This is a genomic window from Bacteroides sp. MSSM.1001136sp1_RTP21357st2_D2_RTP21359_211015 (genome assembly GCF_040913205.1).
GTDB lineage: Bacteria > Bacteroidota > Bacteroidia > Bacteroidales > Bacteroidaceae > Bacteroides > Bacteroides ovatus.
Genome location: NZ_JBDFVF010000014.1, coordinates 110,118 through 131,356 on the forward strand (window position 1 = coordinate 110,118; position 21,239 = coordinate 131,356).

The following is a 21,239-nucleotide window of genomic DNA, read 5'->3' on the forward strand; positions in this document are numbered from 1 at the left end:
TCAAAGGTTCTTTCCGTGGCAGTTTTTATACTTTTTCCCGCTTCCGCATGGACAAGGATCGTTACGACCTACTGTCTTCTCTGCACGAATCGGTTCACGTTTCTGCTGTTCACGAGTATCCTGACTTGCAGCAGCCTGCTGGTTCGGATCACTCAAATTTTCTTTGTTTTCGCGATACTTGCTCATATCCTGGCGTTGTTCGGGAGCAGCCTGACGCACTTCTACACGGCGTGCAGCTGATTCATCCGGAGCTTCCTGTACAGGAATTTGTCCACGCATCAAAATAGATATAGTCTGGTTATTGATCTTGTTCACCATAGCGTCGAACAAAGTCACAGATTCCAGTTTATAAATCAATAGCGGGTCTTTCTGCTCGTAGCTTGCATTCTGTACGGAATGTTTCAGTTCGTCCAGTTCGCGCAAGTTTTCTTTCCATGCTTCGTCGATTACGTGGAGCAAGATTGATTTCTCGAACGACTTCACCACTTCTTTAGATTCCGATTCGTAAGCCGCTTTCAGGTTACAAGAGATATTATACATCCGTTTACCGTCTGTAATAGGAATCAGGATGTTTTCGTACATGTGTCCCTGGTTTTCATATACTTGTTTGATAACCGGGTTAGCGATCTGTGCCAGACGTTCAGTTTTGCGTTTGAAGTTATCCATCGCAATGTTGAAAGTCTTTTCGGCCAACTTTTCTTTTTTCTCGTTACGGAATTCTTCTTCAGTGAACGGAGTTTCCATTGCTAATGTCTGAAGCAGTTCCATTTGGCAGCCTTCATAATCATTGTTTTCGATAGCATTGGCACAACGGTCCCAGATCATGTTCACGATGTCCATACCGATACGTTCACCCATCAAAGCGTGGCGACGTTTGGTGTAAACCACTGTACGTTGCTTGTTCATTACGTCGTCATATTCCAACAGACGTTTACGAATACCGAAGTTGTTTTCTTCCACTTTCTTCTGTGCACGTTCGATGGAGTTGGAAATCATCTTGTGTTCGATCATTTCGCCTTCCTGGAAACCGAGCTTGTCCATTACACTGGCAATACGGTCAGAAGAGAACAGACGCATCAAATCGTCTTCCAGTGATACGAAGAATACAGAAGAACCCGGGTCACCCTGACGTCCTGCACGACCACGCAACTGGCGGTCTACACGACGGGATTCGTGACGTTCCGTACCGATAATTGCCAAACCGCCCGCAGCCTTCACTTCCGGACTTAACTTGATGTCGGTACCACGACCAGCCATATTGGTAGCAATGGTTACTGTTCCGCTTAAACCGGCGGTAGCAACGATGTCCGCTTCTTTCTGGTGCAGTTTGGCGTTCAATACCTTGTGCTCAATCTTACGCATGGTAAGCATCTTGCTCAACATTTCGGAGATTTCTACCGAAGTAGTACCCACCAATACCGGACGTCCTGCTTGAACCAATTTTTCGATTTCCTCGATAACAGCTTTATACTTTTCGCGTTTCGTCTTGTAAACGCGGTCGTTCATATCCTTACGGGAGATCGGACGGTTGGTCGGGATAACGACTACGTCCAATTTATAGATGTCCCAAAGTTCGCCTGCTTCCGTTTCAGCAGTACCGGTCATACCGGATAGTTTGTGATACATACGGAAGTAGTTCTGCAAAGTAATGGTAGCGAAGGTCTGTGTAGCAGCTTCCACTTTCACACGTTCCTTAGCTTCGATAGCCTGGTGCAATCCGTCAGAGTAACGACGACCTTCCATAATACGACCGGTCTGTTCGTCTACAATCTTCACCTGACCGTCGATTACTACGTATTCATCGTCTTTTTCGAACATCGTGTAAGCCTTCAACAGCTGATTGATGGTGTGTACACGTTCCGATTTGATGGCATAGTTAGTCAATAACTCATCCTTCTTTTCAAGCAGTTGCTCGTTGGTCAGATTCAGGTTTTCCAATTCTGAAAGTTGTCCGGCGATATCCGGAAGCACGAACAATGTCGGGTCTTCAGAGTTACCGGTAATCAGGTCTACACCCTTATCAGTCAGGTCTACGCTATTTAGTTTTTCGTCGATTACGAAGTACAGCGGATCAGTCACTTCATGCATACGCTTGTTGTTCTGTTCCATGTAGATCTCTTCCGTCTTGAGCATACCTGCCTTGATCCCCTGTTCACTAAGGAACTTAATCAACGGTTTGTTTTTCGGCAATGCTTTATGGCTGCGGTATAGAGCGAGGAATCCTTCTTCCACCTCTTTCTTATCGTTGGATGCGATCAGTTTTTTTGCTTCGGAAAGATATTTGGTAGCCAGTACCTTTTGTGCTTCTACCAGACGTTCCACTAGCGGACGGAGTTGCTCGAACAACTGGTCATCGCCTTTAGGTACAGGACCGGAGATAATCAACGGAGTACGTGCGTCGTCAATCAATACCGAGTCGACCTCATCGACGATGGCATAATTGTGCTGACGTTGTACAAGGTCTTTCGGGCTGATAGCCATGTTGTCACGCAGATAGTCGAAACCGAATTCGTTGTTTGTACCGAAAGTAATATCCGCCAGATACGCCTGACGACGTGCGTCGGAGTTCGGCTGATGACGGTCGATACAATCTACGCTTAAACCGTGGAACATGTAAAGAGGACCCATCCATTCGGAGTCACGTTTGGCGAGGTAATCATTCACGGTAACTACGTGTACGCCGTTTCCGGTCAATGCGTTGAGGAATACCGGGAGTGTAGCCACCAATGTTTTACCTTCACCGGTTGCCATTTCCGCAATCTTACCTTTATGCAGAACGACACCACCAAAGAGCTGTACATCGTAGTGAACCATGTTCCACAATGTATCGTTACCACCGGCTACCCAGTGATTCTGATAGATGGCCTTGTCGCCTTCGATGCGTACGAAATCTTTTGTAGCAGCCAGTTGACGGTCGAAGTCGGTAGCCGTTACGACGATTTCTTCATTTTCTGTAAAACGTTTGGCAGTAGCCTTTACGATAGAAAAAGCAACAGGCAGTACTTCGTCCAGTGCTTTTTCATATTTTTCCAGAATTTCTTTTTCTGTCTTATCGATTTGTGCGAAGACTTCTTCGCGGTCTTCCAGTTCGAGAGTTTCAATGCTTGCCTTCAACTCTTCCACCTTCGCACGTTCAGCAGTAGCCGATTCATGGATATATTTTTTGAGTTCTTCCGTTTTGGCACGGAGGGCGTCGTTGTCTAGTTTTTCAATCTCCGGGTAAGCAGCTTTGATTTTTTCCACCCAGGGCTTGATTTCTTTCATGTCTCGTGTGGATTTGTTTCCGAAAACCGAGCTTAAAAATTCATTAAATCCCATGTTATATTATTTAGTTTATTATTTATCTTTTTCTTATTGCAGGCCACATTCATCCGGATAGATTTTCTCATTCCGCACACAGATTCAAGAAAGAAATCTGTGTGAATCGATCGATTATGTGACGAATAATCTCCGCAAAGTTACATTAAAATGCTGATTTATTTATGTTTTGCTCCCTGTTTTTGTGAGTAAATTTTTACCGAAGGTCGGTAATAGGAGCAGAAGTACAGGCGTTGGGAGCCCGGATACGCATAAAATGTGCCAGTGTAGGCGCAATATGGTCAATGGTTACAGGTGTCTGGATAATGGCCGGTTTCACGGAATACCCCATGAAAATCAGCGGTGAGGGAATATAGGAATGACGTACCACCTTGTTGTCGCCGCCGTTCTCGTTGACGATAGTCCATCCGGGGAGGACGTCGATTACGAGGTCACCCGAACGTTTGCGGTGGTAGCCGTTACGTATTTTGTAGATTTCCGGAGTCCATGAACCCAGCAATAGCCGGTTAGCCGAATAGGCTTCGTTCACTCCGCTGAACTGCATCAGGAATTCTGCTGACTTTTGTTGGATCTCTGCCAGATTCAGTTCTTTCTTTTCCAATAACTTATGATTCAGATAAATCTGCTGGTTATGGTGAGCTTCCACATACTTTCCTTCGCCATATGTAGCCATCAGGTACATATTCAATAGAGCCGCACAACGGTTGAGGTAAAACTCTCCGCCGGGCACTTTGTACAATCCCGAATCAGGCGATTCGCTGTCTATATATCCGGTGGAAGTGACGAAAATAAGTACATTTTGTAGTCCTACTTTCTTATCAAGAACTTCGAGCAGGTCGGCAATGCTGCGGTCAAGACGCACGTAGGTGTCTTGTATTTCCATAGCACATTCCTGTACGGATTTGTGCGCATAGTTTCCTGCATAATAAGTGAGTGCCAATAAGTCAGTAATGTCATCCATGCCGATGGAGCTTTTGTTCAATGCTTCTTCGGCAAGCGCATTCACTTCATCATTCACAAAAGGGCTGGCGATGAAGCGGCGGTATTTATTACTGCGGTCATCATCAAATTTATATTTGAAGAGCATATCCCGCCAATCTGGCAGGAAAGTGTACATGCCCCGGGGAAATATGGGTTCCCATGTCATACCGGCAATACGGAAATCGATCGCTTGACGGTCGTTATATTGGCTTGCCCACCACGGAAACTCTCCATAATAGGTGGTTCCACTCCATTTTCCGGTGTTGGGATTGAGCCAGAAAGCAGCGTTTCCGGCATGTCCGGCTGCAAAAAGTGCGGCATCGCAATCAGGTGCAATGGCATATACGAGTCCTTTGCCTTGTGTCGCTATTTTCAGCTCGTCGGCAATGGTTGAAGTCAGAAGTTTGGTGGGGGCGACAGTCTGGTCGGTGTAATACCCCATAAATGCCGTGTCGTCTGTGCTGTTGACGGGGCGAAGGGTAGAGGCATCCATCCAGCGTTGAGAAATAATTCCGTTCATGGAAGGCGTCGTACCGCTATAAATAGCCGCTATGGCAGAAGCGCGGTCTATACCGCAGAAGGTATATTCGGCATTATGGAACACTCTTCCCTCTTTCCAAAGACGTTTGAAGCCTTTCTCACCGTAGAGTGACGAAAAAGCTTCCAGATAGTCCGTACGTAATTGGTCAATCGTCAGCCCTACCACTAATTTAGGGGCGGCAGGTAGTGACTGGGCTTGTAGCCCGGTGAAAGTCAGTACGGTGATGAGGGAAGTTAGTAGTCCTTTCATTATTTCTTTTTAGATGTCACAATCAGATTGCTCGCTGAACGTATCAGCAAAACGAGTGCCAAAGGTACAACAGCAAAGTCAAATCTTTGCGGAATTACCGGAAAAAGCACTATAAAAAGTGTTAAAACCGCCAGATTCAGGGTTAAATACCAACATTTCTTCCCTTTTCGGACACAATATATAATGTATGGCAAGAAAAGAAGTTGCCCCGGATGGAATACCAGTAATAGGAAATTAGAGCTGACTGCCGGGTGTTGGGAGAAGAGTGCGAGAAATGCAAGGACGCATCCCACAATACCTGCTATACCAAAAAGGAAGAGGTCGATTCCCCATAATCCGGTTCTCCGGCGGATTCCATAGATTGTGGCGGCGGCTGTCAGTATGAATAAGAGTAAGGAGCATTGAAGCGGAGTAGGCATCCAGTCGCTTTCATCCGGTTCGGGAGTGGCATCAACAACCAGTTCGTTGGCCGTTATGAGTGGGCGCTGGATAGAATCGCCTTTAATTTGTGCACCATCGAAAGCATCCATCAGGTAGAATGGGGCAAACATCATCTGACGTTGTGTGATGGGCTGGTCGGCTTCACTTCCGATACAGAGATCAATGCCGAAACGTGCCCACGGATGTCCTTTGCAATACTGATGTACAATGTCGCGGAAAGTGAGGGAGCCATCCTGTGGTTCTGCGGGATAAATCACTTTTCCTGCAATGCTTTCTTCTATCTTGTCCCGGGGGCGGGTAGCACAATTGTCGTAAAAGAAATTATAACGGTATACCCGGTTTTCCGGACGATAATTTTCTTGTAATAACCGGATTAGTTCTGTCTTTTCTTCATCGGTCAGATTCAGCGTTTGCTGCCATACGCTGCGTCCGAAAAATGCGTATTCAGCTGCAAAACGTTCATAATCCGTTGCTCCCAGTTGGTAGTCTGTTTCTCCGAGCGAGAAGCGGAAGATGAAGTTGGGAGTGTTGAAACTGAACAGTCCGTAGTTGAATACAATGTCAATCCCTTGTGAAGGATTTTCGTAACGGATGGCAGTGTGTCCGAATAGGGAATATATTTCCTCTCCGGGGGCACAAGTCAACAGGCTCAAACGGGTGGAGTCGTTGTTGTTGGCAGATGCTTGTCCGGTGGGCAGAAGCAACAGGAAGAAGGAGAGGATGGTGTATGAGAAAAACCGTTTCATTAGCTGGTTCGTTTTATTTCGGTGGCAAATATAGAAAGAATAGTTGGATTCGGGAAAACGGAGCCTCTATTTTATCAGAATAAAGGCTCTATATGGCTTAAACAGAGGCGCTGTTTTCTTTAAATGGAGCCTCTGTTTGGGTGAAATAATGTTTCTGCTTGAACGGAAAATCGGTTACAAAATAGTGGAACACTTTTTGGAACGCTGTTTTTCTCTTGTAATCTGTTGCTTATTAGTTGTTTATGATGTAATAAAAAAGGACTGCCGAACGCAAAGTGGAATACATAATAAACAATAAAAGATAATTGATCTATTTAAAAATAGATAGTTCGATTTTTTTGTTTGGGGGGATTTCTAAAATGAAAAAAGAAGATAATTCCTCTTCTATGCTTCAACTTTTCTTTTTTTACTTTACCTTTGCGCCCGCTAAAGAACCAAAAGATTTGAATTTAATAATCGACATAGGAAATACAAAGGCAAAGATTGCTTTCTTCGACGGCGGAGAAATGGTGGATGTAGTAGCTGAATCCAATCAGTCGCTGGGTTGCTTGAAAGCTCTTTGTTCTCAATATCCGGTTGAACAGGGGATTGTGGCTACTGTCATTGATCTAAACGAAAAGGTTTTAGCTGATTTGGCCGCTTTGCCGTTTCCTTTGCTCTGGCTCAATCATCAGACTCCGCTTCCGGTTGTCAACCTGTACGAAACTCCCGAAACATTGGGGTATGATCGTATGGCTGCCGTAGTGGGTGCTAATGAGCAGTTTCCTCATCGGGATATATTGGTGATTGATGCGGGAACTTGCATTACTTACGAGTTTATCGACTCAAAAGGCCAGTATCATGGCGGTAATATTTCTCCCGGTATGCAGATGCGTTTCAAGGCACTGCATCAGTTTACGGGACGTTTGCCTCTGGTAGACACCAACGGGCGCAAACTCCCGATGGGACGGGACACTGAAACGGCTATACGCGCCGGAGTGATGAAAGGGATGGAATACGAAATTTCAGGTTATATTGAGTCTATGAAGCATAAATATCCTGAACTTTTGGTTTTTTTAACGGGCGGAGATGATTTTTCTTTTGATAGCAGCGTAAAAAGTATCATCTTTGCAGATAGATTTTTAGTGTTGAAAGGATTAAATAGAATTTTAAACTATAATAATGGTAGGATTTAAACACACACTTTGTGCGCTTTTGCTCACGATGGTTACCGGAATGGCAATCGCTCAAAATAATACAAACTCTCCTTATACACGATATGGCTATGGCGACTTGTCCGATCAGAGTTTCGGGAATAGCAAGGCGATGGGGGGAATTGCTTTTGGACTTCGGGATGGAGCACAGATCAATCCGCTGAATCCTGCTTCGTATACAGCCATTGACTCGTTGACGTTTATTTTTGAAGGAGGCGTTAGTCTGCAAAATATGAATATTAGTGGTGGCGGTGTGAAACTGAACGCTAAAAACTCTAGCTTCGACTATCTGGCTATGCAATTTCGTTTGCATCCGAGGATAGCGATGAGTATCGGATTGTTGCCGTTCTCCAATGTGGGATATTCTGTATCGGATACACAGACTGCAACTGATCCGGGGACTGGTGCTACGGCTGATTATGCAAGAAATTATACCGGGGATGGAGGCTTGCATCAATTATATGCCGGATTGGGTGTGAAGGTGCTCAAAAACCTTTCGGTAGGTGTGAACGCTTCTTATTTTTGGGGAGATATAAACCGTACACGTGTTGTTTATTATCCAAGTGTATCAGGTGCTTATAATTATAATCACCAGTCGATTGCATCAGTTTCGAGTTATAAACTAGATTTTGGAGCACAATATACATTGGATATTGACAAAAAGCATTCAGTAACAATTGGAGCTGTGTATTCTCCGGAATTGAAACTGGGTAATGATTATAGTGTAACGACGCAAATGGTATCAAACTCTACGGGTACAGCTGTTTCTACTACCACCTTGAACCCGGATGCTACACTTAAAGTGCCTAATACTTTTGGCGTCGGCTTTACATATAACTATGACAAACGTTTGACTGTCGGTCTGGATTATAGTTTGCAGCAGTGGTCAAAAGCTAAGTTTGACGTAAATACAGCGGATGATGCTGTACGTGAAGATTTTAATGAAACATACACGTATTGCGACCGTCATAAAATATCAGTGGGTACGGAATATATTCCCAATTTGATTGGACGTTCCTATTTATCCCACATCAAATATCGTTTGGGAGCTTATTATACGACTCCGTATTATAAGATTGGCGGTAAAGACGCAGCCCGCGAATATGGCGTAACAGCCGGTTTCGGTCTGCCTGTGCCTCGTTCCCGTTCCATCCTTAGCATCAGTGGACAGTTTGTTCGTGTAAGTGGACAGGAATCGACCTTTGTAAACGAAAATATCTTCCGCGTTAGCATCGGATTGACGTTCAACGAACGTTGGTTCTTCAAGCGCAGAGTAGAGTAATTGGGATGAATGTAAGAAGAGAAAGAATAGACGACTATAATAATAACAACTAAAATTTAGATACAATGAAAATTAAAACGCTTGTGGCTATGTTGTTCCTTTCGGCAGGGGCAACCACTGTGGTAGCACAGGATGCGACTAACTGTAACTCGAACAGTAGTATCTCGCATGAAGCTGTGCGTGCAGGTAACTTTAAAGATGCGTATACTCCTTGGAAAGCTGTGTTGGAAAACTGCCCGACGCTTCGTTTCTATACTTTTACTGACGGATATAAAATTCTGAAAGGCTTGATGGGACAAATCAAGGATAGGAATAATCCGGAATATCAGAAATATTTTGATGAGCTGATGAATACGCATGATTTGCGTATCAAATACACAGATGAGTTCTTGGCTAAAGGTACAAAAGTGTCTTCTGCTGATGAAGCTCTGGGTATCAAAGCAGTAGATTACATCGCTTTCGCTCCGAAAATTGATGTTAATCAGGCTTATCAATGGTTGAGCCAGTCGGTAAATGCAGTAAAAGCTGAATCTGCTGCCGCTACTATCTTCTATTTCTTGCAAATGTCTTTGGATAAACTGAAAACAGATCCTAACCATAAGGAACAATTCATTCAGGATTATCTGGCTGCTTCTGAATATGCTGATGCTGCTATTGCCGCTGAAACGAACGAAGCAAAGAAGAAAAACTTGCAAGGTATCAAAGATAATCTGGTTGCTTTGTTTGTAAACAGCGGAACGGCTGATTGCGAATCACTGCAAAACATCTATGGACCGAAAGTAGAAGCTAACCAAACAGACCTGGCTTACTTGAAGAAAGTAATCGACATCATGAAAATGATGAGATGTACGGAAAGCGAAGCTTATCAACAGGCTGCTTTCTATGTGTACAAAATAGAACCTAGTGCAGATGCCGCTACCGGATGTGCTTACCAAGCATTTAAGAAAGGTGACATTGACGGTGCTGTCAAATTCTTCGACGAAGCCATTGGATTGGAAACTGACAACGTGAAGAAAGCTGAAAAAGCATACGCTGCCGCAGCAGTATTGGCTTCTGCTAAAAAACTGTCTCAAGCAAGAGCATATTGCCAGAAAGCTATCGGGTTCAATGAAAACTATGGTGCTCCATATATCCTGATTGCCAATCTGTATGCAATGAGCCCTAACTGGAGCGACGAGTCAGCTTTGAACAAGTGTACTTACTTTGCAGTAATCGACAAACTGCAACGTGCAAAACAAGTAGATCCGAGCGTAGCTGAAGAAGCTAACAGCTTGATCGGTAGATATTCTGGTCATACTCCACAAGCTAAAGACCTGTTTATGTTAGGTTACAAGCAAGGCGACCGCATCACTATCGGCGGTTGGATAGGAGAGACTACAACGATTAGATAACCGTATGTTGCGAAAACGAAGAAACCGTTTGTTGCATAAAAGCATGAGCATAACAATCACCTTCGGGGTGGTTGTTATGCTTCTTTTATTATCTTCCTGTGGCGGAAAACAGAAAGCTATGGGAGAGGCTATCACAGAACGTGATTCTCTTCCGGTGATGACTACATTGGGGGTTACTACCCTTATTTCCGATTCCGGAGTGACACGTTATAGGGTGAACACGGAAGAGTGGATGATGTACGACCGTAAAAAGCCTTCGTATTGGGCGTTTGAAAAAGGTGTGTATATGGAGCAGTTCGACTCTATCTTTAACGTAGAAGCCAGTATTAAGGCAGATACTGCCTATTATTATGACAAAGAAAGGCTTTGGAAGCTGATAGGGAATGTGGATATACAGAACCGCAAAGGAGAGCGTTTTAATACCGAACTGCTCTACTGGAATGAGGCCACTCAAAAAGTGTATTCCGACAAGTTTATACGTATCCAGCAACCGGACAGAATTATCACAGGACACGGCTTCGACTCGAACCAGCAAATGACTATATATACCATTCGTAATATTGAAGGTATTTTCTATGTGGACGAGGAAGCAAGTAGCGGTCCGCCCCAACCGGAAACAAAAGCACTGCCGGATTCAGTGAATAAAGATACTGCGAAATAGGCGAAGTCATATCATTGTACCATATCTCGTAAATCGTCTGATCGTAAATCAAAACTTATGAATATTTATATCTCTCTAATTATCACCATGGTCTTTTCCGCTTTCTTTTCAGGAGTGGAGATTGCCTTTGTGTCGGTAGACAAACTGCGTTTTGAGATGGAACGCAAGGGGGGAATTACGTCCCGCATCCTTTCTATCTTCTTCAAGAACCCGAATGAATTTATCTCTACCATGCTGGTGGGGAATAATATCGCACTAGTCATCTATGGTATTCTGATGGCACAGATTATCGGCGATAATCTGCTGGCGGGATTCATTGACAATCATTTCCTGATGGTGTTGGCGCAGACCGTTATTTCTACCCTGATTATTCTGGTGACCGGAGAGTTTTTGCCGAAAACAATCTTCAAAATCAATCCTAATCTGGTCTTGAATGTTTTTGCCATTCCGCTTATTGTTTGTTATGTGGTTCTCTATCCCATCTCCAAATTAGCCTCCGGCTTGTCTTGTATTTTCCTTCGCCTCTTTGGAATGAAGGTTAATAAGGATGCGTCCGACAGAGCTTTTGGAAAAGTCGACCTGGACTATTTCGTACAAAGCAGCATTGATAATGCCGAAAATGAAGAAGAGTTGGACACGGAAGTGAAAATCTTCCAGAACGCCCTCGACTTCTCGAACATAAAAATCCGCGACTGCATCGTTCCCCGTACCGAAGTGGTGGCTGTCGATTTGACTACCTCGCTGGACGAGCTGAAAAGCCGCTTCATAGAATCCGGAATCTCCAAGATAATCGTATATGACGGGAATATCGACAACGTAGTCGGTTATATCCATTCGTCGGAAATGTTCCGTGCCCCGAAAAACTGGCATGAGAATGTGAAACAAGTGCCGATTGTGCCCGAAACCATGTCCGCTCATAAACTGATGAAACTCTTCATGCAGCAAAAGAAAACGATTGCCGTAGTGGTGGATGAATTTGGCGGTACGTCCGGCATCGTGTCTTTGGAAGACCTCGTTGAAGAAATCTTTGGAGATATAGAAGACGAACACGATAACACTTCCTATATCAGCAAGCAGATCGACGAACGCGAGTATGTGTTGTCCGCCCGCCTGGAAATAGAAAAAGTCAATGAGACGTACGGACTCGACTTGCCCGAGTCGGATGATTATCTGACAGTAGGAGGGTTGATCCTGAACCAATATCAGAGCTTCCCGAAGTTGCATGAAGTGGTGCGGGTGGGACGTTATCAATTCAAGATAATTAAGGTCACAGCGACAAAAATAGAACTCGTGCGATTAAAAGTCTTGGAATAATGACGATAATCAAGAAATTTTTAGCCAATAAATAGATGCATATTAGCATTTTTTGTATCTTCGTGCGCTAAAACGACAAAAGAAAGAAATAATAATAAACATAAATCGTATTAATCAAAATGGCAACGTTACAAAACATTAGGTCGAAAGGACCTCTATTGGTGATTGTTATCGGCTTGGCGCTGTTTGCTTTCATTGCGGGTGACGCATGGAAGGTGATGCAGCCGCATCAGGCACATGACGTAGGTGAGGTGAACGGAGACGCTCTTTCCGCTCAAGAGTATCAGAATTTGGTAGAAGAATATACCGAAGTGGTGAAACTCATGCGTGGGGTGACCGCCTTGAATGACGAACAAACCAATCAGGTGCGCGATGAAGTATGGCGTTCCTACGTAAACAATAAACTGATCGAAAAAGAAGCAAAAGCACTGGGACTGACTGTTTCTGCTGCTGAAATCCAGGACATCCTGAAAGCAGGCGTTCATCCTTTGTTGAGACAAACTCCTTTCCAGAATCCGCAAACAGGAAACTTCGACAAGGATATGTTGAACAAGTTCCTCGTGGAATATGCCAAGATGAGCGAATCACAAATGCCGGCACAGTATGCTGAACAATACAATAACATGTATAAATACTGGTCTTTCATTCAGAAAACTCTGATCGAGAGCCGTCTGGCAGAAAAGTATCAGGCATTGGTGTCTAAAGCTCTTCTTTCCAATCCGGTGGAAGCACAGGACGCTTTCGATGCAAGAGTGAACCAGTACAACGTGTTGATGGCTGGTATTCCTTACTCTTCTGTAGTGGACTCTACAATCGTAGTGAAAGAATCGGAACTGAAAGACTTGTATAACAAGAAGAAAGAACAATTCAAGCAATATCAGGAAACTCGTGACATCAAGTACATTGATGTACAAGTGACTGCAAGTGCTGAAGACAGGGCTGCTATCCAGAAAGAAGTGGACGAAGCTACTGAACAGTTGGCTACTACTACGGAAGATTATACTTCTTTCATCCGCTCGACTGGCTCGGAAGCTCCTTATGTAGACTTGTTTTATAACAAAACAGCTTTCCCGTCAGATGTAGTTGCCCGTTTGGACTCTGCTTCGGTAGGTACTATTTATGGTCCTTACTATAACGGTGCCGACAATACAATCAACTCTTTCAAAATTGTAGCTAAAGCTGCTGCTGCCGACTCTGTCGAATTCCGTCAGATTCAGGTATACGCAGAAGATGCTTTGAAGACAAAGACCTTGGCTGACAGTATCTACAACGCGATCAAGGGTGGTGCTAACTTTGCTGATCTGGCAAAGAAATATGGTCAGACTGGTGATGCAAACTGGCTAACTTCTGCACAATATGAAGGTGCACAGATAGATGGTGATAACCTGAAATTCATCTCTGCTATCAACAATACAGGTGTGAACGAATTGGTAAACTTGCCGATGGGACAAGCAAACGTAATTCTTCAGGTAACGAACAAGAAATCTGTAAAAGACAAATATAAAGTAGCTGTTATCAAACGTGAAGTTGAGTTCAGCAAAGAAACTTATAACCGCGCTTATAATGATTTCAGCCAGTTTATCGCAGCTAATCCTAGTGTAGAAAAGATGGTAGCTAACGCTGAAGAAGCCGGTTACAGATTGCTCGACAGAATGGATTTGAGTAGCTCTGAACACAATATCGGTGGTGTAAGAGGTACAAAAGAAGCGTTGAGATGGGCGTTTGATAAAGCAAAACCGGGTGATGTTTCCGGCTTGTACGAATGTGGCGAAAGCGATCACATGATGGTAGTAGGTCTGGTAGGCATTAAGCCGGAAGGATATCGTCCGTTGAAAGCAGTACAGGATCAGTTGAGAGCTGAAATCGTAAAAGACAAGAAAGCTGAAAAGATTATGGCTGATATGAAAGCTGCCAATGCAACTTCATTCAACCAGTACAAAGAGATGACTAATGCAGTCAGCGACTCTTTGAAGATGGTTACTTTTGCAGCTCCTGCATACGTATCAGCATTGCGCAGCAGCGAACCGCTGGTAGGTGCTTATGCTTCTGCAGCTGAAGTAAATCAGTTGAGCGCTCCTATCAAAGGTAATGCCGGAGTATTTGTATTGCAGGTATACGGCAAGGACAAACTGAACGAAACATTCGACGCAAAAGCAGAAGAAGCTACGCTGACTAACATGCACGCACGTTTTGCCAGCCGTCTGATGAATGATTTGTATCTGAAAGCAAACGTAAAAGATACACGCTTCTTGTTCTTCTAAACAAGTAGCAAGTAATAGATATTAGGCACGGATTACACGGATTTACGCGGTTTAAACTTATGAGGGAACCGCGAAACCCGTGTAATCCGTGCCTTTTTTGTGGTCGTTTTTTTGTTTATGGTCTTTGTTATCTGATTAAATTTCCATATCTTGCCAATCTTTATCAATTGGCTTTGCGAAATACTTCATTAACTAATACGAATCTATATTATGACTAAACAACTAGCCCAGTATTCAGTTCCCGCTGAAAATTCACGTGTTATCCGTGTATTCCTTTCGTCAACGTTCAGAGACATGGAGATGGAACGTTCTGCATTAGTCAAACTCTTTAAGGGTTTGCAAGTGAAGGCTGCCAGCCGTGGTGCCACCATTTCATTGGTTGATTTGCGTTGGGGAATCACAGAAGAAGATGCGAAAAGCGGCAAGGTTGTTGAAATATGCCTGAAAGAGATCGTTAACTCCCGGCCTTTCTTCATTGGTATGGTAGGCGACCGCTATGGATGGTGTCCCAGTTATGAAGATTTATCTCAAACTCTCAATGACAGCTTGGAATATCGTTGGATAGAAGATGACTTGAATCACCATTTGAGTGTGACGGAAATTGAAATGCAGTTTGGTGTACTGCGCAATCCCAATCCGTTACATGCCTATTTTTATATAAAACAGTCGGCAGATGATAATCTGTCTTGCCCTGAAGAGGAGTCTCTTAAATTGAAACGTCTGAAAGAGAGTATTTTGCAACAGGATCGTTATCCTGTGCAGGAGTATGATTCGCCCGATCAGTTGTGTAACTTTGTGGAAGCTGCTTTTACGGAATTGCTTGAACGGGAGTTTCCGGATGTACTGACCGTTGAAGATAATCAAGCATTGCAAGAACAACTGACGCGCAATGAACTCTTATTCAACTATCACCCAATACCTGAAGCAGATCAGGCGTTTGCTGATTTTTTGGCGGCGGATGAACAACGGTGCCTGGTGGTAACGGGCGGTTGCGGTCTTGGCAAGAGCGCTTTGTTGGCTCATTGGAGCGATTTGGTGAACAATGATATGCCGATGACTCCCATCTATCATCGCTTGGATAGTACTACATTGTCTTCTTATCCGGAAACGTTGGCGAGAATGTTAGCTTCCAAATGCCAGAACGCACTCAAGCATCAATCTTTGGGTGAAGAAAATTTGTTCGCGGCGGAAGTTTCAAAAGAACTGGACTCGACCCAAAGCACTGCCAAATCCATCATGGACGCCGTGAAAAACTCGGTTTTGATGGGAGATGCTGGCTTGAACACTTTTTCAGGGAACACACTTCGAAACCTCAAGGAGATTGAAGAAGATTTGAATTCTATCCAAAAGTTCAGTCAGTTGTGGAGTGCGTTGGGTGCATCAAGATATCCTATCATTTTGCTGATTGATGACATCAGTTATCTGAATCCGACTGAAGCATCCCTGTTTTCTTTATTTGCATCTATTCCCCCGAATGTGAAAGTCGTGTTGAGCTTTTCGGCGTCATCCACTGCTTACCTGCCCTTTGTTCAGAATGGCTACGCTCATTTCCAGTTGAATGGCTTTTCACAGGCGGATGCCAAGTCGTTCTCAAAGCAATATTTGTCTACTTACTCCAAGGCTTTGTCTGCACAGCAGGAAGATATTCTTGCTTCGTGGGTGCTGGCTAAACAACCGCGCTGTTTAAGTGTATTGCTCAACGAGCTGGTTTCGTTCGGTCAGTACGATGCTCTCAATGAATATATGCGTGGATATTGCCGGCTCAATGAGGTTGGGCAATTCTATGACAGTGTGCTACGGCGTTTGTCGGCTGATTATGGTTCCGAAGAGATTGGAAGAACGCTTCTGATGCTTTCACTTACTTTAGAAGGATTTACCGAAGATGAAGTGAAGAGCATGGCAGACATTAATCAGATACTTTGGTCGCAGTTGAGAGTGGAAATGAGCAGCTGGCTCACCAACAAAGGAGGACGATATTGCATTGGTGATACACAAATGGTAGAGGCGATCGAACGCTATTTCGCTCAAGATGACGAATGTATAGATGATAGTCGCCATGAAATTATTTCCGCTCTGCTGGATGAGGAAGAGATCCTTTCCCATCCGTTGACTTTTGCCGATTATAACTATCGCATGAAACAGTTCTGCTACCATGATTCGTATCGCTATAAAGTGGAGATTACCTATCAATGCTATAAGATGCAAGAATGGGATATATTGAAGGATTGGATTTGTGATGTGGAGATTTTCGAGATTCTGTATCGTACGAATCGTTCTCTGTTGGAAGATAGCTGGAAGGCGATCATGAACGACAATCCTGAAGTTACGCCTGAAGTCTATGCCGAATTGGACTTTGATGAGATCGATTCTTTTTTAATTCCTGTCATTGCTAATGATATGGCTACTTTCTTGAGCAGTTCTTTCCATCTGACGAAGGCGGCAGCTGCTGTGAGTGAGAAGAGTATGGAAGGTGCTGCCATGCCACTCATTGCCAAGTCGGTATTGAAGATGAATGAGGGATGTCGGTATGCCCGTAATGAAGAATACGAAACGGCATGCGACTGTTTCCTGAAAGCATTGGTGATGCAGGAAAACATAGTACCGACTCCGGAACTGGAGATTGCCAACACCTGTCGAAATCTAGCTTTGGCATATTACTACAATGAGCAATACAATGAAGCGGCGATCTATTTGAATAGGGCGCTTGATTATCATGCGGCTTCTGCTGACGAGAAGAGTCAGGCAGAAGTCATTGAACTTTCCGAATATCTGGCTTATTGTGATTACTATAAGGATGAGGAAGAGAGTGCTGCCGAGAAATTCCGGAAAGTAGCTGAAATGCACGAGTCATTGAATGGCAGACTGTCCGGTGGAGTGGCTAAATGTTTGCGTATGCAGGGTAAATGTCTTTATTATATCAAACGATACGATGAAGCATGGATGCTGATGAATCAGGCGTTGGACATTGCTATACAGATAGATAGCAAAAAACAGATCGTCGCTTGTCATAAACAGTTGTATTATCTGTGCAGGGAATTCAAACGGATGATGAATGAACGTGGCGATGAGCAGGCATCTACTTTATTCTTCCGTGAGTCTCTTCTGCATGAAATGTATTTCAGCGAAAAACCGCGTCTGGCGGAACTGACTGTCCGCTATGAAGCATTGAGATGTGATATTATGCAGCAGTATTACATGAATAAAGACTATGATAACGTGATTCGTATTGCAACGTCTTTGGATTTTCACGATGATACTGACCCTAATGCTTCCTGTCTGGTATATTATTACAAAGCACAGGCTTATGTGAAGTTGGAGAATTATCCAATGGCGAAAGAGGCTTTCTTCAGAGAGTTCGAACTGCGAAAGAAGTATTTGGGATGGGAGGAAGAAGATACGATTCTGGCTTGTCAGAACTTAGGGGTTTTGCACAGCTTTTGTAATGAACGGGAAGAGGCGCTGGCTTGTTTCCGTGAGGCGTACGGTCATGAAGTGAAAAAGAATGGCGAGGATTCTGAAATGGCGCAAAAGCTACTTCAATATATCAGCGTGGTTGAATCATAACGGAGGCATACTTCCCTTTTTTGTTAACTTTTACATTCCTGCTATACGGAAATCGACTTTATTTCCTTACATTTGCAGATATAAACTATCAACAGAAAGAAGAATGTCTAAATATCCCCTTTTAGGAATGACTCTTGTAGAGCTTCAATCATTGACAAAAAGACTGGGTATGCCCGGCTTTGCTGCCAAGCAGATTGCATCCTGGCTTTACGAAAAGAAGGTAGCCTCGATTGATGATATGACTAATTTGTCATTGAAACACCGGGAGTTGCTCAAGCAGAACTATGAGGTGGGAGCGGAAGCTCCGGTAGATGAAATGCGCTCTGTAGATGGTACGGTGAAGTATCTTTATAAAGTGGGTGAGAACCATTTTGTAGAGTCGGTTTATATACCGGATGATGACCGGGCAACGTTGTGCGTGTCGTCACAAGTAGGTTGCAAGATGAACTGTAAGTTCTGTATGACCGGTAAACAGGGGTATACGGCTAACCTGACCGCCAGCCAGATCATAAACCAGATTCATTCGCTGCCGGAACGGGACAAACTGACTAATGTCGTAATGATGGGAATGGGCGAGCCGCTCGATAACCTGGATGAGGTATTGAAAGCATTGGAACTACTGACCGCTACCTACGGTTACGCATGGAGTCCGAAGCGTATCACGCTTTCTACTGTCGGGTTACGGAAAGGATTGCAGCGTTTTATCGAAGAAAATGACTGCCACCTTGCCATCAGCCTTCACTCTCCGCTGACCGTTCAGCGTGCTGAATTAATGCCGGCGGAAAAGGCGTTTTCAATCACCGAAATGGTGGAACTGTTAAAAAACTATGATTTTAGTAAACAACGTCGACTTTCGTTTGAATATATTGTTTTTAAAGGGCTCAATGATTCGCAGGTCTATGCCAAAGAGTTGCTGAAACTTCTTCGCGGGCTGGATTGCAGGGTGAATCTGATTCGTTTTCATGCCATACCGGGGGTAGACCTCGAGGGGGCGGATATGGATACGATGACCCGTTTTCGTGATTATCTGACATCACACGGACTTTTCACCACTATCCGTTCATCCAGGGGCGAAGATATTTTTGCCGCTTGCGGTATGCTGTCGACAGCGAAACAGGAGAAAAATAATGAAAGTTAATATATAAAACCGAACATCATGAAAAAGTATTCTTTTATTTTATGCATCGCTTTGGTAGCCTTTGTCGTTGCATCTTGTGGTCTGAAAGGAAATCACACCTCTAGTGGTCGTGCTTACGAGCTTTTGGTTGTAGTAGATCACGGTGTTTGGGATCGTGCTGCCGGAAGGGCTTTACATGATGCGCTCGATGCTGATATGCCCGGTTTGCCGCAGTCGGAACCTTCTTTCCGGATTATGTATACTTCGCCGAAAGATTATGATTCTACGCTGAAGTTGATACGTAACATTATTATTGTAGATATACAGGATATATATACGAAAGCCTCGTTCAAATATGCGAAGGACGTATATGCCAATCCGCAGATGATATTGACTATCCAGGCTCCGAACGAAGAAGAGTTCGAGAAGTTTGTGGAAGAGAACAAAAAGACGATTGTCGACTTCTTTACCCGTGCGGAAATGAACCGTCAGATTACGTTCCTGGAAGGGAAACACAGTAATTTCATTTCGCAGAAAGTGGACAGTTTGTTCGGATGCGACATCTGGGTGGATGCCGAACTGGCTAATTCAAAGACCGGGGATGATTTCTTCTGGGCTTCTACCAACACAGGTACTGCCGACCGTAACTTTGTGATGTACTCTTATCCGTACACTGACAAGGATACGTTTACCAAAGAATATTTTGTGCACAAACGTGACTCCGTGATGAAAGCCAATATCCCCGGATTCAAGGAAGGCGTTTATATGTCGACCGATAGTTTGCTGACCGATGTCCGTCCGATCAATGTACAGAACAGCTACACAATGGAAGCACGTGGCCTGTGGCGTATGAAGGGCGACTTTATGGGTGGTCCGTATGTGTCTCATACTCGTCTGGACGAGAAAAACCAACGAATTATTACAGCAGAAATATTTGTTTATTCACCTGATAAAATGAAACGCAACCTGGTACGCCAGATGGAAGCATCTCTGTATACACTGAAACTTCCGAATGAAGTTCAGCAGAAGCAGATTCCATTGGGAGAAGCATCTAAGGAAGCGGAACAAACTAATAAATAAAAACATGGAAGATAACAAGATAAGGATAGGTATCACCCAAGGAGATATTAACGGGGTGGGCTATGAGGTGATTCTTAAGACATTTTCCGACCCTACGATGTTGGAACTATGTACTCCGATTATTTATGGCTCACCGAAAGTAGCGGCTTATCATCGCAAAGCGCTGGATATACAGACCAATTTCAGCATTGTCAACTCTGCTACCGAAGCGGGGTACAACCGTTTGAGCGTGGTGAACTGTACGGATGATGAGGTGAAAGTGGAATTTTCCAAACCCGATCCCGAAGCCGGTAAAGCTGCGCTGGGGGCTTTGGAACGTGCCATCGAAGAATATCGCGAAGGGTTGATAGATGTTATCGTAACAGCTCCGATCAACAAACATACGATTCAGTCGGAAGAGTTCTCCTTCCCCGGACATACGGAATATATCGAAGAACGTCTGGGCAATGGTGATAAGTCATTGATGATTTTGATGAAGAATGACTTCCGGGTGGCTTTGGTGACGACACATATCCCTGTCAGAGAGATCGCGACTACGATTACCAAAGAACTGATTCAGGAGAAACTGATGATATTCCATCGTTGTCTGAAACAGGATTTCGGTATCGGCGCTCCGCGTATTGCGGTGCTCTCTCTCAATCCTCATGCCGGAGACGGTGGTTTGTTGGGAATGGAAGAGCAGGAAGTGATTATCCCTGCCATGAAAGAAATGGAAGAGAAAGGAATCCTTTGCTACGGTCCTTATGCGGCCGACGGCTTTATGGGTTCGGGCAATTATACTCATTTTGACGGTATCCTGGCGATGTATCACGATCAGGGGCTGGCTCCGTTCAAGGCCTTGGCTATGGAAGACGGGGTGAACTATACGGCAGGCCTGCCGGTAGTACGTACTTCTCCGGCTCATGGAACGGCATACGATATTGCAGGCAAGGGATTGGCTTGTGAAGATTCTTTCCGTCAGGCAATCTATGTTGCCATCGATGTGTTCCGTAATCGTCAGCGGGAAAAAGTGGCTCGTGCCAATCCGTTGCGTAAACAGTATTACGAGAAACGTGACGATAGTGATAAACTGAAGCTGGATACAGTAGACGAAGATTAAA

13 protein-coding genes are annotated in these 21,239 nt (G+C 44.2%); 10 read left to right on the plus strand and 3 right to left on the minus strand.

Going from position 1 to position 21,239, the window contains the following annotated elements; translation table 11 throughout:
- From secA to AB5217_RS11000, 3 genes are all read right to left on the minus strand, one after another.
- The gene (gene secA, locus AB5217_RS10990; protein ID WP_032843175.1) at nucleotides 1-3,318 is read right to left on the minus strand and encodes a preprotein translocase subunit SecA; all 3,318 of its coding nucleotides are present in this window, start codon (nucleotides 3,316-3,318) and stop codon (nucleotides 1-3) included.
- A 196-nt stretch (nucleotides 3,319-3,514) separates the two neighbouring features.
- Nucleotides 3,515-5,089, minus strand: coding sequence for an alkaline phosphatase family protein (locus AB5217_RS10995; protein ID WP_032854777.1), 1,575 nt, complete (start codon nucleotides 5,087-5,089; stop codon nucleotides 3,515-3,517).
- Complete coding sequence (locus tag AB5217_RS11000; protein WP_032843177.1) at nucleotides 5,089-6,276, minus strand: DUF4105 domain-containing protein; 1,188 nt, start codon at nucleotides 6,274-6,276, stop codon at nucleotides 5,089-5,091. The genes AB5217_RS10995 and AB5217_RS11000 overlap by 1 nt, the downstream gene beginning before the upstream one ends.
- Before the next feature lie 386 nt (nucleotides 6,277-6,662).
- Between AB5217_RS11000 and AB5217_RS11005 the strand changes: the two genes are divergently transcribed.
- The 10 genes from AB5217_RS11005 (at nucleotide 6,663) to pdxA (ending at nucleotide 21,238) form a co-directional block, all read left to right on the plus strand.
- Nucleotides 6,663-7,451 (plus strand): type III pantothenate kinase, encoded by a 789-nt coding sequence (locus AB5217_RS11005; RefSeq protein ID WP_008020984.1) that lies wholly within the window; start codon nucleotides 6,663-6,665, stop codon nucleotides 7,449-7,451.
- Complete coding sequence (locus AB5217_RS11010; RefSeq protein ID WP_032843178.1) at nucleotides 7,438-8,751, plus strand: outer membrane protein transport protein; 1,314 nt, start codon at nucleotides 7,438-7,440, stop codon at nucleotides 8,749-8,751. The genes AB5217_RS11005 and AB5217_RS11010 overlap by 14 nt, the downstream gene beginning before the upstream one ends.
- A gap of 65 nt (nucleotides 8,752-8,816) precedes the next feature.
- Nucleotides 8,817-10,142, plus strand: coding sequence for a hypothetical protein (locus AB5217_RS11015; protein WP_008017009.1), 1,326 nt, complete (start codon nucleotides 8,817-8,819; stop codon nucleotides 10,140-10,142).
- Nucleotides 10,143-10,185: 43 nt separating this feature from the next.
- Nucleotides 10,186-10,803 carry an LPS export ABC transporter periplasmic protein LptC gene (gene lptC / locus AB5217_RS11020; RefSeq protein ID WP_008645327.1) on the plus strand — a complete coding sequence of 206 codons (618 nt, stop codon included), beginning with the start codon at nucleotides 10,186-10,188 and terminating at the stop codon, nucleotides 10,801-10,803.
- Nucleotides 10,804-10,860: 57 nt separating this feature from the next.
- Complete coding sequence (locus AB5217_RS11025; protein WP_004314044.1) at nucleotides 10,861-12,117, plus strand: hemolysin family protein; 1,257 nt, start codon at nucleotides 10,861-10,863, stop codon at nucleotides 12,115-12,117.
- Between the two features lie 119 nt (nucleotides 12,118-12,236).
- Nucleotides 12,237-14,378, plus strand: coding sequence for a peptidylprolyl isomerase (locus AB5217_RS11030; protein WP_004304661.1), 2,142 nt, complete (start codon nucleotides 12,237-12,239; stop codon nucleotides 14,376-14,378).
- Between the two features lie 210 nt (nucleotides 14,379-14,588).
- Nucleotides 14,589-17,942, plus strand: a complete 3,354-nt coding sequence (locus AB5217_RS11035; RefSeq protein WP_032843179.1) for a DUF4062 domain-containing protein — start codon at nucleotides 14,589-14,591, stop codon at nucleotides 17,940-17,942.
- 103 nt (nucleotides 17,943-18,045) lie between these two features.
- On the plus strand, nucleotides 18,046-19,080 hold the full coding sequence (rlmN, locus tag AB5217_RS11040) for a 23S rRNA (adenine(2503)-C(2))-methyltransferase RlmN (protein ID WP_004309803.1): 1,035 nt from the start codon (nucleotides 18,046-18,048) through the stop codon (nucleotides 19,078-19,080).
- Nucleotides 19,081-19,098: 18 nt separating this feature from the next.
- A complete protein-coding gene (locus AB5217_RS11045) occupies nucleotides 19,099-20,139 on the plus strand; it encodes a DUF4837 family protein (RefSeq protein WP_004309802.1) in 1,041 nt (346 codons plus the stop codon).
- A gap of 4 nt (nucleotides 20,140-20,143) precedes the next feature.
- A complete protein-coding gene (pdxA, locus tag AB5217_RS11050; RefSeq protein WP_004301886.1) occupies nucleotides 20,144-21,238 on the plus strand; it encodes a 4-hydroxythreonine-4-phosphate dehydrogenase PdxA in 1,095 nt (364 codons plus the stop codon).
- Nucleotide 21,239: the final 1 nt, after the last annotated feature.